The organism is Staphylococcus shinii (assembly GCF_017583065.1).
Lineage (GTDB): Bacteria > Bacillota > Bacilli > Staphylococcales > Staphylococcaceae > Staphylococcus > Staphylococcus shinii.
Map to the genome: position 1 here is coordinate 759,744 of NZ_JAGEVL010000001.1, position 15,275 is coordinate 775,018.

The following is a 15,275-nucleotide window of genomic DNA, read 5'->3' on the forward strand; positions in this document are numbered from 1 at the left end:
TTCACCTCTATCAAGCACAAAATTTATTTTAACTTTATAGACATAAGTTGTCAAGATTTTTTCTTAACACAATTATATCTGTTACAATAACTATAATGAATTCTGAAAGGAAGAATTGCAAATGAAAAGTGTTGCACTAATCACTGAATATAATCCTTTCCACAATGGTCACTTATATCATGCTCAACAATCAAAGTCAACAACCGGCTCTGAAGTTACTGTTGCAATAATGAGTGGAAGCTTTGTGATGAGAGGACAACCAGCAATTTATAATAAATTTAAACGCACGCGTATGGCACTAAGTGTGGTCGACTTGGTAATTGAACTTCCTATCTTTGCATCGTTATCAGCAGGACAATATTTTGCTGAATTAGCCGTAAAAGTTGCTGATTATTTAAATATTGATCATTTATCTTTTGGTAGTGAGTCTGGAAACATTGATGCTTTTCTGACACTAGCAGAAGATATCTCAAATACAGAACAATCATTACAATTTGCCGAAAAAACAAAAGAAGGCAAAAGTTATCCTAGAATCCTAAGTGAACTAATAACTAATAATGAGTTACTATCTTCACCAAACAATACACTAGGTATTTCTTATATCAGAGCAATTCAAAAATGGGCGCCAACAATACAACCATGGACCATATCACGTTTACAAAGTGCACATCATGAAGAAGAGATAGCAAACTTAAGTTTTGCTAGTGGCACGTCAATTCGCAAATCACTTCAAAATGCTAATACCCAATGGAAACAAGTAGTCCCTGAATCTGTGCACCCCTACTATACTATTCCAAATGTTTCAGTTTCTGACACATTTCACTATTTAAAATATGCAATATTAAGCCAAGATACAGATTCCTTAAACCAAATTTACACCATGAGTGAAGGTTTCGAAAATCGTATTATTCAATTTATTGACCAAGCAAAAGATTTCGAACATTTTATGGCACTATTAAAAACGAAACGATTTACCTATACACATATTCAAAGATTATTAATGAATATTTTATTGAATTTTAAACAGCAACAAAAACCTGAAGCAATACATGCCGTTAGGGTATTAGGTATGACTCAAAAAGGCCAGCAATATTTAAAGCAGTTGAAGCAACTTTTTCCTGAACGCAATTTCATTACTCAGCTCAATAAGCAAAATGCACATTTTTTCAAACATGAAATACATGGAACAAAAATTTATAACCTTATTTCAGGTGAAGCTGCCAATGACTTCAATACACCTGTTATACGTGTTTAAAGCGGATCTATACAATACAAATTCGTAATCGATGTTATCTTAACTATTTGTTTATTTATTCAAAAAGAGTGGTTCAATAATCAAAATAACCAATTAGATTATTGAACCACTCTTTTTGTTATTTTTTAAATTTTTCATTCAAAGCTTTTTCAACATGTACAGGCACAAAATCTGACACGTTAGCTTTATACGCCGCTACTTCTTTTACTACACTGGAACTTATAAACGAATAATTTGTACTCGTCATCATATACATCGTTTCTACGTTGTTGTTAAGCTTTTTGTTCATAGATGTTAGTCTTAACTCATATTCAAAGTCACTCACAGCTCTTAATCCTCTGATTATTGTTTGCGCACCGATTTCGTCACAAAAATCAACCAACAATCCATTAAAATGATGCACTGTTACATTATTTAAATGTTTTACTGATTCTTCAATTAGCTCAATACGTTCTTCAATTGAAAAAGTGCCTGCTTTATTACTATTTTTCAAAACACAAATATGTAACTCATCAAAACGATCCGCACTCCTATCTATAATATCGATATGACCGTATGTGATTGGATCAAAACTCCCTGGAATGACTGCTTTAGTTGTAGACATTTTAATCTCCTTTTTCTAATAACAAAGTATCTGTCAATCCATAATGATAACGTTTTATCACATGGAATGGCTCAGTTTTTATATTTTCGTGATGATGGAACTCACAAACGATAATACCATTTTCTTTTAACAAATTAAACTTTGTGATACCTTCAAGTGCTTCATCTATCAAACCTTTTTCATAAGGTGGATCCAAAAATATCACGTCAAATTGGATATCTCGTTTAGACAATGCTTTTAAAGCGCGATCTGCATTGTTTTTATATACTTCTGCCTGTGATTCGATATTTAACATTTTTAAATTTGCTTTAATCACTTTTACTGCTTTAAAATTTTGATCGACAAAAACCATTTGATCCATACCACGTGACAAGGCTTCTATGCCTAAAGCACCACTACCAGCAAATAAATCTAAACCTATACCTGAAACTTCATGTAAACTATTAAAGATACCTTCTTTTACTTTATCCATTGTTGGTCTTGTATTACGCCCTTCCATACTTTCAAGCGCTTTACTTTTATGTATACCCGATATCACTCTCATACAATACACACTTCCATTCTTAAAATAAATTTTATATAATGCTTAATGCACAGGTAAGGAGGAACAATTTAATGAAACAATCTTTTATAAAATTAGGTGAAGGCCTAACAGATTTGTTTGAGTTTAATACATTAATCGAATACAACTTCGAAAGAATCGATCACCTTATTTATTTCCATTCACCTAAATCTAAAACTCAACGTTCATCTGTCGCACTAGTCATGAAACCAACCAGCGGACAGCATTTCCAAGCAATGTATATAATGCTTAATGCCCTTAATTATCCATATCCAAGCTCAAATAAAAAATTCGAAATGATCAACAATCAAGCAGCTAAATATAATGTAGTCGTAAAAGCGATTGAAGTTCAACCACTCGAATTGTTCCACGAAACTGAACTGTATTTCAATTATTTAACAAGCGTCTTGAGATTACAAAGATGGATACCACCTTTACAGTAAAGAAAAAAATAAGCCACACTAGACATACGTTGTACTATTGTGGCTTCCATATTTTCATCAGTTGATGCATTTAACTTTTGTAGCTTTATGTTTTATATCTGACGTAATGCTTACATTATCTCATGTTGCTCTTTTTCATAAGTTTTCTTCAAATACTTATAAGGTGAACCTTCTACATGTTTAACATATTTAAGTTTCATCAATTTGTTTACAACATCATCCGCTTCCGCCTCATTAATATACATGACTACGAAACGATCTTGTCTATTTGTACTTACAATATGCCCAAATTTTCTTATTTGTCTTTCATGTTTCATATGCTTCAAATATATAATCAAGCTTATTCTAGGTATAATATTCATATTCTTATCACTCCAATTATTAGCCATTATATAATATCATGTCTTTTTCAATTTATAAATAACAATTATTTTGAACTCTCCTGTACTTTTGCTATATTACTTTATATACACAACTTGAGGAGGAATGTTCGTGACAAAATTCAACAAACTAATTAAAGGCGGTTTTTTAGGCACAGTAGGTTTAATGGGTAGTATTTTCTTTTTCACTAAATATAGTACTAAGCCACATAATCAAAGTATACCACCTTTCTTTTCTAAACCCGCACCATATATTTTTGCACATCGCGGTGGCATGGCAGTTAGACCTGAACAAACTAAATTAGCTTTTGATAACGCAGTTGCCCACGAAATAGATGGGTTCGAAACAGATGTAAGGTTAACAAAGGATCAAGAACTTGTTGTTTTTTATGATGCTGACGTGGACCGCACTACAAATGGTTCCGGAAAAGTAGCAGAGCATACTTTAGCAGAACTTAAACAATTAGATGCTGGTTATCATTTTACCGATATTAATGGCATTCAGCCTTATCGTGGCGATATAGATGCAAAAATATTAACGTTTGATGAATTATTAAAAACGTATCCAAACCAACTTATAACCGTCAATTTACAAGATGATCCAAAAAGTGAACAAGGTCAGCTTGCGCCTGAAATCATCTATGAAATTATCGTTGCTAATAACGCACAACAACGCGTTTTAGTATCTAGCTTCTATAGCAAACAAATTGAACGCTTTAATATAATAAGTAATGGTACTGTAGCCATTGGCGCAAGTCAAAATGAGGTTGCAGAAGGATTGTTAAAATTTTACACCGGACTAGGTAATACTTTTCAACCACGTGCCAACACTTTCCAAATGTTTGTATCATTCAAAGGCATAAAATTAACTTCACCTAAGTTTATCAAATGGTTAAACGAGCGTAATATCGTCCCAGCTTATTGTGGCGTAAACAACCTTGATTTAATGAACGATTTGGTTTTTTACGGTGCGCATACATTAATAACTGACAGACCCGATTTAGCACAACGTTTTAAAAATACTTATCACTAAAATATAAAAAATAGGGCAACGATACCAAAATGTATATTTTGATTTCGTTGCCCTGTTTCTATAGCTCAATAACTAAAGTAACTCTTTTATTTATAAAGAACAACTACATGATCCGCCTGTTGCACAACCACCTGCATCTTTTTGGAAAAATGGGTTTCCTGCTTCAATTTTTACATTTTCAGAAACTGCATATGCAATTTTCACTATCACTTGGTCGATTAATTCTTGCAATGCGACTTCTTTTTGTTTGTGGTTCATGACGACAGGTAACATTTCATATGCTCTTTTACGTTTTCGCGTATCTAACATCACGTTTTGGTAATCTGGATGATACTTACCAAAACGCATAATTTCATCGTATTTATCTTTTGACTTTAAAAAGGCTTGGTACAGGAGATGTGCTTCGTCATTATTAGCAAGCGCTTGTTCTGCCTGTCTGTATTCTTGATACAAACGAGATTCTAATATTTTATCACTTAAATCTTCTATTTCATCGAGTACGGTCAGCGTTTCCTCAGTTATCATAATCAACTATCTCCTAACTATTTATCTTCTACAAAAATCAGCGTATAGTAACCATTTGTTACTTCTCCACCCATTTCATTATATTTTGAGTTTAACATTCTAGATCTATGAATATCCGAATTCAACCAACTATGAATAAGTGTTGGCACTTCATTGAAATCATAACCCACGTTTTGGCTCGTAGATACAAATGGTATCTCTTGCTCATTTAATTGCTGTTTTAAAGCATCTTCAGTAAATTCAACACTATCAGTACCTATTGCTTCATACAAGTTAAACGATGCAATGTGTGCTAAATCATTATTTATACTTAACGGTTCAGCATCTTTTAACCTTCTCATTTCATTTGTAATTTCATATAATGTCATCAATTGGTTTGCATTTTGCTCATATGGCAAATCTTTTTGTTTACGCGTAACTTCTCCATCTTCTTTATCACTCAACATTTGATAAGGTTTAAATGCTGCTAATGCATCACTGTCTAAATACCTAACTGCAACAATTTTATTAGCTTGTTGATCAATATAGACTTGAGCATAAATATCTTTAAATTTTATAAGTGTTTGAGTTTTCATGTCAGAATCTGAAATTTCTAATTCATATTTTTTTCCATTTGATTTGATTGTTGGTTCTGGATTTATACTAAATTTCTCAAATACATTTGAAGCATCATCAGAAATTTTAACCGGATTTACTTTTGCTTCTTTTCCTGTAGCGTATACAGATTTAATACTATTACCTTTAGTTGTAACTAAATAATATTGGTTTTTTTCTTTGAATACATAATTTTTAAAATCACCTTTATATGAGTACACTCTTTCAGCTTGGCCATATGTATCTGTAAGTTTTTTTAGGTCTTGGCCAATCCAAGTACCTATACCTTCCTTGGGCATTGGATTTTCAACATTTTGCTCACTTTCTTGAAAGTCTTTGTTTTGGGTTGTTTTGGTCGAATTTTTATTTGGGTTTTCCAAAACATCAAACTTCAAACGTGGCGAGTAAAAAAGATATATCAAGAAAGAAATCAATAATAGTACACCAATAACTTTAATTATTAGTTTTTTCATCACTCACCCACCTATAGTTCTCTTTTGTTTATTGTACATGTTTCAATATATCACAAGCAAGGTATGTCATTATATAATGATGAATTATTAAAATGAATTTGATTTACTAAACGCATAAGCTTATTAAATTAATTTAAGTATTATGCAATGCTTTTAGGGGTATACTGACTTAGGAGAGGTGAATGATTATGTCAATAATTCGCGTACATGGCGCTAAACAGAATAACTTAAAAAATGTTTCGGTCGATATACCCAAACACCAAATAACCGTATTTACAGGGCGTTCTGGCTCTGGAAAATCTTCTTTAGTTTTTAGTACTATCGCCGCAGAGTCAGAACGCTTGTTAAATGAAACTTACTCAACATACATACAACATCAATTAGCTCAATTTTCAAAACCAAATGTAGATTTAATTGAACACTTACCAGTAGCAATGATTATTAACCAAAAAAGATTAGGAGGTAATTCACGCTCTACAGTTGGTACTATTTCAGATATTTATGCTTCTGTCAGATTACTGTGGTCCCGTATTGGTGAGCCATTTGTTGGTTACTCAGATATATTCTCCTTTAATAATCCTAAGGGTATGTGTCCCGAGTGTTCAGGATTAGGTTATGTGGAAAATATTGATTTAGATGAATTGTTAGATTATGATAAATCACTTAATGAAGATGCAATTCAATTCCCGTCATTCAGACCAGATAGTTGGCGAGGTAAACGTTATTTATATTCAGGACTTTTTGACAATGACAAAAAATTAAAAGATTATACTGAAGACGAATTCAATACATTACTTTATACAAAACCAACTAAATTAAAAAATCCACCCGAGAATTGGCCAAAAACAGCAAAATTTGAAGGCTTAATTCATCGGTTTAGGCGCTCTTTCCTATTAAATGATAACTTTGAAAAAAATAGATTTAAAGACGCTATCGATCGCGTAGTCACATCTAAAAAATGTCCAACATGTCTTGGTAAAAGACTTAATCCTGATGTATTACAATGTAAAATTAATGATTTAGACATTGCAGACTTTACTAATTTATCCATAGACGAAGCCTTACATTTTATAAAACAAATTAATTCTCCAAAGGCAAAAGTGATTATCGAACCATTGCAACAACAGTTATCTTCTTTAAGCTATATTGGATTAAATTATTTAACACTTTCTAGAGAAACAACTACTTTATCTGGCGGGGAATCACAGCGCATTAAATTAATAAGACACCTTAATAGTGCACTCAGCGACCTCGTCTATATTATAGATGAACCAAGTATTGGTTTACACCCTGATGATATACAACGTATTAACGAAATTATTCAATCATTAAAAGATAAAGGCAACACAGTTTTAGTTGTTGAGCATGATCCTGATGTTATAAGTATTGCTGATTATATCATTGATTTAGGCCCACTAGCAGGCAAAAACGGAGGAGAAATTACTTTTACAGGAAACTATGAATCATTATTAAAATCATCTACACATACGGGTATAGCATTACGTAAACAGCATCAGTTGAAATCAGATCCTAGAACTTCCCATGATTTTATCAATTTAGAACACATCGATAGAAATAATTTAAAAGACGTATCTGTTAAAATGCCCAAACAAGCAATGACTGTAGTGACAGGTGTCGCTGGTTCTGGTAAAAGTTCACTGATACATGCAGGTTTAAAACAAGTACCTAACACAATTTTTATTGACCAAAAGCCCGTACACGCTTCAAGTAGATCAAATTTACTCACCTATTTGAATATATTTGATGATGTGAGAACTTACTTTAGTGAAATAACACATTTAAAAAAGGCAATGTTTAGTTACAACTCAGAAGGTGCATGTCCTGAATGTCATGGTAAAGGTATCATCAAAACAGAATTAGCCTTTATGCCAGACTTTACTCAAACTTGTGATTTGTGCCATGGAAAACGCTATAAACCTGAAGTATTAGAGGCAAAAATAAAAGGTTATAATATTGCAGATATTTTAGCATTAACAGTAGATGAGGCAATTTCATTTTTTCAAGAAAAGAAAAATATTGCTCAACATTTAGAAGCATTAAAATCTACTGGTTTAAATTATATGACTTTAGGTCAAACACTCGATACTTTATCTGGTGGTGAAATACAACGTGTTAAACTTAGTAAATATTTAACACAAACTGTCCATCAACACACTTTTGTATTTGACGAACCCACTACTGGGTTACATGAAGATGATATTCCTATTCTATTAAATTGCTTCGAAAGCCTAATCTATAATAACAATACAGTAGTCATCATTGAACATAATCTCACAATGATGACTCATGCTGACTGGATTATTGATATCGGGCCGTTTGCAGGAGAAAAAGGAGGTAAATTACTTTATCAAGGCGCACCTCATGGTTTATTAACTATAAATGATTCCGTTACGGCGAGACATTTACAAAGATATATCGATAATTAATATTAAATAAATTATAGCGTGATAACTTGAATCGTAAATCAGTTAATTATTTAAAAATTGTTATCATTTGCCCAATTTATTTTTACAAAGAAACGATTTAAGCCAAAACTAATTTTTTACTTATTCCTCTTATATGTTAGTTACACTATCAATCTCTCTTATATATTATAATTAAAAAAGCTATGAAGAAATCTAACTTTCTAGATAGATAACTTCATAGCTTTTTAATATATTACGTATAAGTAGTGCTTATCGATTTAGAAATTCAATTTTTTGTTTTCTAATCGTAAATAAATAGAAACGGGCTATCAAACCTGTTTATATAACAAATTTATGCCCGTTACCCTTTTTATATTCCCTAGTTCAAATAAAAGACTAACATTTTTCAATGTTAATTATAATCCGAATGTCGCTTTAATTAATGAGGTCGTTTCTCCACCTGGATAAAATACATAAAGTAATAAATACACAGCTACGCCCGTAATTGCTGTGAAGAACCAGATGATAGAAGCAATTGGTCCGACAAATCTATGTACTTTAAACTTATCTTTAAAAGCAGTAATGATTTGTAAAAGCCCTAAAACTCCACCAATGGTTGCTAAATTTATGTGAAAAACTAAGAAAATTGTATAATAAAGCTTAACCGAGTCTGGACCACCAAATGCAGTATTACCAATAAAAATAGTTCTTGAAGCGTAAATAATAAAGAAAGCTAATGCAAAACCAGCAGCAGCTAACATTACTTTTTTATGGCTTTCAATTTTTCTTAACCAAATTTTGCGCCAACCGATAGCGACAAGGATTGCACTAATTACAATAAAGCTTGTACTGATTGTAGGTAAAATAGGTAAATTCATATATTACATCCTTATTTATAATTATTAAAACATTTGAATTAATGAGACGACAACAATTAGTACAAAGAAAACCACTAAATAGTTTAATGAATATATAAACATTTTTGTTGCCCATTTTGTTTGATCTGAATCCTTTTTAAAGCTTGTTAATCCTAAATATAACCATCCTAAATTTAATAGTGTAGCCAATACTATAAACGTTGTTCCTAAGCTACTTAATAAAAATGGGAGTGGTAATAAGAATACTAACCATAAAAACATACTTACTCTCGTGCGTTTAAACCCTTTTACTGATGGTAACATTGGAATATTTGCTAATGAATATTCATCTTTACGTTTAATTGCTAAAGCGTAAAAATGGATAGGTTGCCAACAGAAAATCACTAAAAATAGTGCTACTGCTATCAAACTGATATTTCCTTCAATTGCTGTCCAACCAATTAAAGGTGGAACTGCACCCGGAAAACTACCAATCACCGTATTCCATACCGTATGGCGTTTAGACCAAATTGAGTAAAATGATACATAACCCACTATACCTAGTAGTCCGATTACACCTGAAGGTATATTTAACGCAAATAGTAATGCTTCCCCTATTAGCATCATCCCAAAGCTGAGCATTAATAAATTTCTATTCGAAATTCTGTCATTAACTGTTGGTCTCTGTTGTTTACTTGGCATGATACTGTCAATATCTTGATCGTAGTAATTATTTAAAGCACATGCGCCCCCCATAATTAACGTAGAGCCCACCAACATCATTAAGATTTGTGGTATTGACGAGAGGAAGGAATGATTTGCCAACACAATCGCTAACCATGATCCAGCAAATGCAGGGAGTAAATTACCTTGTACTAATCCCATCTTGATAATTTGCTGCAACTCTTTAAAAGTCACACGACTAGAATTATGCGCCAAAGTTTGTTCTTTGTTCATAATTTCCCTCCTAATTTTCCATATAATACAATGATATATTAAATTTGTAACATTGACTACATTTATGTAAACTTATTTGTGACACTTTAACGACATTACTAAAAAGTCATTTTTGTGACACAATTAAAATAACTTTTATTGTTATAATTAAATGTGAGATTTATTAAAATAACTTTAAATGTATCATTATGGAATAAAATAATTACAGTGGCATTAGCTATATGTTTAATAACTATTTGTACTTTAGTTTCTCAACTGTTTTATTTTTATGTGGGGGGTTAATTCTTGTTTAACAAAAAAAACCTAAAATGGTTATCCGTGTTGGCAGCTGTAATTATGGCTTTTGTTCAATTAGGTGGCGCGTTAGTTACTAAAACTGGGTCGGCAGATGGCTGTGGATCCGATTGGCCTTTATGCCATGGCGCATTTTTACCTGAGAACTTACCAATACAAACTATTATTGAATTAAGTCATCGTGCAGTTTCTGGCTTATCTTTAATCATAGTTCTCTGGTTAGTCATTGTTGCTTGGAAGCACATTGGTTATATTAAAGAAGTTAAATCTTTATGCATTATTAGTGTTGGTTTCTTACTAATACAAGCACTTGTAGGTGCTGCAGCAGTAATGTGGCAACAAAACGCTTATGTTTTAGCGTTACATTTCGGTATTTCGCTCATTTCATTTTCTTCAGTATTTGTTTTAACTTTAATTATTTTTGAAATCGATCGCAAATATGAAGCGGATGAATTATTTATTAGAAAACCATTAAGAATTTATACTTGGATAATGGCAATTATCGTTTATTTAACAATTTATACTGGCGCATTAGTCAGACATAAAGAAGCTAGTTTAGCTTATGGTCAATGGCCATTGCCTTTCAATGATTTAATGCCTCACAATGTCCAAGATTGGGTGAATTTTACTCATAGAGGGATGGCATTAATTGCCTTTATATGGATAATGATTACGTTCATTCACGCAGTAAATAATTATAAAGACAACCGTACAATACGATACGGCTATACAGCAGCATTTATATTAGTTATTCTGCAAGTAATTACTGGCGCATTGTCTATTATTACAGAAGTTAATTTATTCATAGCCTTATTACACGCTTTATTCATAACATTACTCTTCGGTTTCATAGCATACTTTATTGTATTGATGTTACGAACAATTAGGAGTGGCGGATAACTAAAACTTTAAACATGTTATATTAAATAAAAAACTGTCAACAAGCTAAAAGCCTTGTTGACAGTTTTTTTGTATGCTTTTCCAGACATATACTCACATGCTATATCATCTAAATACAACATAATGTTTTCTTGATAATTTTCCCATAATTCATTAACTTTTATCTATATTTTTGCGCTTTTTTTGTATCAAAAAACAGGACTGATTTTTATATCTGTCCTGTTTAGTATAGAGCCATATAAAAGAGCGGGCCACGAAATCAGAAATTTCAATTTTGATTCCACGACCCGCTTAATTTAAATGTGTTATAAGAGATTTTGCTAAAATTTTAATCTACAGGTTCTTTTTCAATTTCAATTAACAAATCTCCTGTTTCTATTGCCTCGCCACTTTGTACGGTAACTTGCTTCACAACGCCATCAAACGGAGCTTGAATCGTTGTTTCCATCTTCATAGCCTCAGTTATCAATAATGCTTGTCCACTTGTAACCGTTTCACCTATTGAAGTCTTAACTTCAGTAACTGAGCCTGGCATTTGTGCACCGATATGGTTTGGATTCAATTTATCTGCTTTCGGTTTAACACTTTCATTTGCTTTTACATTTTCATCTTGTATAAATATACGTCTAGCTTGTCCGTTCATGTCATAGAAAATTGTACGAATTCCCTTTTCATCTGGTTCCGTAATAGTTTTCAATGTGATGATTAGGCGTTTGCCTGTATCAATTTCAATTTCTACTGTTTCGTTTGAACGCATTCCAAAGAAGAAAGTAGGTGTATCTAATAACGATACATTCCCAAACTGTTCTTGTGTCGCAATGAACTGTTCATAAACTTTAGGGTATAAAACATAACTTATGATATCTTGCTCCGTTACTTCTCTTTCTTGTTTTTCTTCTAATTCTTCTCTTACCGCTTCAAAATCAACAGGCTCTAAATATTCTCCAGGACGATCTGTAATTGCTTCTTGTCCTTTTAGAATTACTTTTTGTAGCTGTTTATTAAAGCCATTTACAGGCTGTCCAATATCACCCTTGAAGAATGAAACGACAGATTCTGGGAAGTCTAATTTATAACCATCTTTTATCACTGTATCTTCGTCTAAATCATTTTGCACCATATATAACGCCATATCCCCAACAACTTTAGAGGAAGGTGTTACTTTAACAATGTCACCAAATAAGAAGTTAACACGTTGATACATTTCTTTTACTTCATTAAATCTATTACCCAAACCTAAGCTCTTAGCTTGTTGACTAAGATTTGAATATTGACCGCCTGGCATTTCATGCTTATAAATTTCAGTATTCGGTGATTTAATATCACTTTCAAAGTCATTATAATATTGACGTACAGTGCCCCAGTAATGAGACAAGGCTTCTAGGCCATCGACATCAGCACGCATATTTCTATCAAAACCATTTAATGCATAATATAGTGAATTACCACTAGGTTGACTTGTTAATCCACTCATTGATGCAACAGCTGTATCAATAACATCTACGCCTGCATCTATAGCTTCTTTATAGACTAATAATCCATTACCACTTGTGTCATGTGTGTGTAAGTGAATTGGGAGGTTAACCGCTGCTTTCAATTCACCTATTAATTCATTTGCTGCTTTAGGTTTTAGCAGACCTGCCATATCTTTAATAGCTAATATATGGAAACCTTCACGTTCCAGTGTTTTGGCCATATTCACGTAATACTCTAATGTGTAAATATCCGAACGATTTGGATCTAGAATATCACCTGTATAACAAATAGTGCCTTCTGAAATTTTACCGGCTTTTTGTACAGCTTCATTTGCCACTTTCATTTGATCTACCCAGTTTAATGAGTCAAAAATTCTGAAGACATCAATACCAGCTTCAGCACTTTCTTTAACAAATTTTTCAATGACATTATCAGGGTAGTTCTTATACCCGACAGCATTAGATGCACGAAGTAACATTTGGAATAATACGTTTGGAATAGCCTTTCTAAGTCTTTCTAAACGTTCCCAAGGATTCTCTTTCAAGAAGTTATATGCTACATCAAATGTAGCACCGCCCCACATTTCTAAAGAGAAACTATCTTTCATTACTTGTGCTGTTTTCGAAGCAATGTTCATCATATCTTTAGTTCTAACACGCGTTGCCAGTAATGATTGATGCGCATCTCTAAATGTCGTATCGGTTATTAAAACATCATCTTGCTGTTTTAACCATTCAGCTACGGCTTTTGGCCCTTTACTATCTAATAGTTGTTTTGTACCTTCTAACGCTGCAACTTCTTTTTTAGAGACTTGTGGTATAGGTGATGTTTCATAAATAGGTTTTGGTCGTTTTTCTACGTTTGGAAAACCATTAATTGATACATTACCAATATATTCTAATGTTTTTGTACCTCTATCTAGTGTTGGCGCAATATCAAAAAGTTCAGGTGTTTTTTCTATAAATTTAGTTGTATAATCACCTGTTTTAAATTGTTCGTTTCTCATAACATTAATTAAAAACGGAACATTGGTTTTAACACCACGGATTCTCATTTCTTGTAATGAGCGATCCATTTTTTCATTCGCTTGTTTGAATGACATTGCATGTGTTGATAATTTCACTAATAAAGAATCATAATAAGGTGAAATTTCAGCACCTTGGAATCCATCACCAGCATCTAACCTTACGCCAAAACCACCACTTGAACGATAAGCAATAATTCTCCCACTATCAGGCATGAAATCATTTGTAGGATCTTCAGTAGTAATACGACATTGTATCGCATAACCAAGCGTTTGAATATCTTGTTGTTGTGGCATACTGATTGCTTCATCATATAAATTCTCGCCATCAGCTACTAATATTTGTGTCTTAACAATATCTACGCCTGTAATCATTTCAGTTATCGTATGTTCAACTTGTACACGTGGGTTTACTTCTATGAAATAAAATTCGTCCCCAGAAACTAAAAATTCTACTGTACCAGCATTCACATAGTCGATATTTTCCATTAATTGAATAGCCGCAGCACATATACGTTCTCTTAAATCATCTTCAAGCGCTACTGAAGGCGCTACTTCAACAACTTTTTGATGACGTCTTTGAACTGAACAGTCACGTTCGTACAAATGCACTATATTCCCGTGTTCATCACCTATGACTTGAACCTCAATATGCTTTGGATTATCGATATATTTTTCAATATAAACTTCACTATTACCAAAAGATTTTTCAGCTTCAGACTTGGCACGATGGAATGCATCTTCTAACTCGTCTTCAGAACGTACGATACGCATGCCTTTACCACCGCCACCACTCGTAGCTTTTATCATCAATGGATAACCTGCTTCATTTGCAAATGCAATCGCATCTGATTGATTATCAATTGGGCCGTCTGTACCTGGAATAACTGTTAGATTTGCATTAATTGCAGTCGTTCTAGCTTTAACTTTATCGCCAAACATATCTAAGTGCTCAACACGTGGCCCTATAAACTTGATGCCTTCTTCCTGACATCTTTTTGCGAATGTCTCATTCTCACTTAAAAAACCATACCCTGGATGAATTGCATCAACGCCTGCTTGCTTAGCAACATCAATGATTCGTTCAATGTCCAAATAAGATTCAGCAGGCCCCAAATCCTTACCCACTAAGTATGATTCATCAGCCTTATATCTATGTAAAGATCCTTTATCTTCATTTGAATAAATAGCAACTGTTTTAACATCTAATTCTGTTGCTGCTCTAAAAATCCTTATTGCAATTTCACCACGATTGGCTACTAAAAGCTTGTTTATTTGTTTCACATCATGGTCCCCCTTAAATTTAGAATTTTCAAAAAAGTTTGATATAAAAACCATTATAGCAAAATCCGAACAATCTAGACAGTAAAAAATATTTAGCCATTATATTAAAACAATTTAAAATACATATATCTATCCTCAAGAGATAGTTAATGATTACGTCGCTAGAAACTACTTAACGCCTTGATATC

13 protein-coding genes are annotated in these 15,275 nt (G+C 32.7%); 5 read left to right on the forward strand and 8 right to left on the reverse strand.

What is annotated here, in order from left to right:
* Positions 1–121: 121 nt before the first annotated feature.
* Positions 122–1,255: a nucleotidyltransferase gene (locus tag J5E45_RS03575; RefSeq protein WP_208181600.1), complete on the forward strand. Its 1,134-nt coding sequence runs from the start codon at positions 122–124 to the stop codon at positions 1,253–1,255.
* A 118-nt stretch (positions 1,256–1,373) separates the two neighbouring features.
* Here J5E45_RS03575 and coaD read toward each other — a convergent pair whose 3' ends face one another.
* Positions 1,374–1,859: a pantetheine-phosphate adenylyltransferase gene (coaD, locus tag J5E45_RS03580; RefSeq protein WP_039066901.1), complete on the reverse strand. Its 486-nt coding sequence runs from the start codon at positions 1,857–1,859 to the stop codon at positions 1,374–1,376.
* 1 nt (position 1,860) lies between these two features.
* Positions 1,861–2,403, reverse strand: coding sequence for a 16S rRNA (guanine(966)-N(2))-methyltransferase RsmD (rsmD, locus tag J5E45_RS03585; RefSeq protein ID WP_039066902.1), 543 nt, complete (start codon positions 2,401–2,403; stop codon positions 1,861–1,863).
* A gap of 71 nt (positions 2,404–2,474) precedes the next feature.
* Between rsmD and J5E45_RS03590 the strand changes: the two genes are divergently transcribed.
* Positions 2,475–2,864 (forward strand): DUF7147 family protein, encoded by a 390-nt coding sequence (locus J5E45_RS03590; RefSeq protein WP_039066903.1) that lies wholly within the window; start codon positions 2,475–2,477, stop codon positions 2,862–2,864.
* Between the two features lie 110 nt (positions 2,865–2,974).
* Here J5E45_RS03590 and J5E45_RS03595 read toward each other — a convergent pair whose 3' ends face one another.
* Positions 2,975–3,226, reverse strand: a complete 252-nt coding sequence (locus J5E45_RS03595) for a YlbG family protein (protein ID WP_039066904.1) — start codon at positions 3,224–3,226, stop codon at positions 2,975–2,977.
* Between the two features lie 130 nt (positions 3,227–3,356).
* On the opposite strand from J5E45_RS03595, the gene J5E45_RS03600 reads away from it, so the two are divergent.
* On the forward strand, positions 3,357–4,277 hold the full coding sequence (locus J5E45_RS03600) for a glycerophosphodiester phosphodiesterase family protein (protein WP_039066905.1): 921 nt from the start codon (positions 3,357–3,359) through the stop codon (positions 4,275–4,277).
* 90 nt (positions 4,278–4,367) lie between these two features.
* Here the strand turns inward: J5E45_RS03600 and J5E45_RS03605 are convergent, their stop codons facing one another.
* Both J5E45_RS03605 and J5E45_RS03610 read right to left on the reverse strand, forming a co-directional pair.
* A complete protein-coding gene (locus tag J5E45_RS03605; RefSeq protein ID WP_039066906.1) occupies positions 4,368–4,802 on the reverse strand; it encodes a YlbF/YmcA family competence regulator in 435 nt (144 codons plus the stop codon).
* A 17-nt stretch (positions 4,803–4,819) separates the two neighbouring features.
* On the reverse strand, positions 4,820–5,869 hold the full coding sequence (locus J5E45_RS03610) for a CAP-associated domain-containing protein (RefSeq protein WP_039066907.1): 1,050 nt from the start codon (positions 5,867–5,869) through the stop codon (positions 4,820–4,822).
* Positions 5,870–6,057: 188 nt separating this feature from the next.
* Between J5E45_RS03610 and J5E45_RS03615 the strand changes: the two genes are divergently transcribed.
* The gene (locus J5E45_RS03615; RefSeq protein ID WP_081325013.1) at positions 6,058–8,316 is read left to right on the forward strand and encodes an ATP-binding cassette domain-containing protein; all 2,259 of its coding nucleotides are present in this window, start codon (positions 6,058–6,060) and stop codon (positions 8,314–8,316) included.
* Between the two features lie 395 nt (positions 8,317–8,711).
* Here J5E45_RS03615 and J5E45_RS03620 read toward each other — a convergent pair whose 3' ends face one another.
* Together J5E45_RS03620 and cyoE are read right to left on the reverse strand one after the other, a co-directional pair.
* Complete coding sequence (locus tag J5E45_RS03620; protein ID WP_039066909.1) at positions 8,712–9,173, reverse strand: DUF420 domain-containing protein; 462 nt, start codon at positions 9,171–9,173, stop codon at positions 8,712–8,714.
* 24 nt (positions 9,174–9,197) lie between these two features.
* Entirely contained in the window at positions 9,198–10,109 is a 912-nt protein-coding gene (gene cyoE, locus J5E45_RS03625; RefSeq protein ID WP_039066910.1) for a heme o synthase, read from the reverse strand.
* Between the two features lie 285 nt (positions 10,110–10,394).
* On the opposite strand from cyoE, the gene J5E45_RS03630 reads away from it, so the two are divergent.
* Positions 10,395–11,303 (forward strand): COX15/CtaA family protein, encoded by a 909-nt coding sequence (locus J5E45_RS03630; protein WP_039066911.1) that lies wholly within the window; start codon positions 10,395–10,397, stop codon positions 11,301–11,303.
* 328 nt (positions 11,304–11,631) lie between these two features.
* Here the strand turns inward: J5E45_RS03630 and J5E45_RS03635 are convergent, their stop codons facing one another.
* Positions 11,632–15,087 carry a pyruvate carboxylase gene (locus J5E45_RS03635; RefSeq protein WP_180948505.1) on the reverse strand — a complete coding sequence of 1,152 codons (3,456 nt, stop codon included), beginning with the start codon at positions 15,085–15,087 and terminating at the stop codon, positions 11,632–11,634.
* Positions 15,088–15,275: the final 188 nt, after the last annotated feature.